This is a genomic window from Actinomadura livida, assembly GCF_014648675.1.
In the GTDB taxonomy this organism is placed as follows: domain Bacteria; phylum Actinomycetota; class Actinomycetes; order Streptosporangiales; family Streptosporangiaceae; genus Spirillospora; species Spirillospora livida.
Map to the genome: position 1 here is coordinate 1 of NZ_BMRO01000042.1, position 295 is coordinate 295.

Here is a 295-nt window from a genome sequence, read left to right on the forward strand (position 1 = left end):
ACGCCGCCCAACTCGTCGCCCTCCGCAGCAAGGCCCTGACCGCGCTGGCCGGAACCGGCACCATGGCCGCCATCCACACCACCCCGGACGATCTGGACGGCCTGCTGCCCGACACCATCACCGTCGCCGCGATCAACGGGCCCGCCACCACCATCGTCGCCGGACCCGACGATGCCATCACCGCACTGCTCGACGAGTGCGAGCGGAGGGAGATCAAGACCCGCCGCATCGACGTCGACTACGCCTCACACAGCCCCGCCATCGACACCATCGCCGACCACATCACCACCGCCAC

Annotated in this window: 1 protein-coding gene; it reads left to right on the forward strand. The window is 69.8% G+C overall.

The annotated features are described in order from the left end of the window. The coding region (locus tag IEZ03_RS37195; protein ID WP_189241295.1) for an acyltransferase domain-containing protein at positions 1-295 on the forward strand (295 nt) is incomplete at both ends.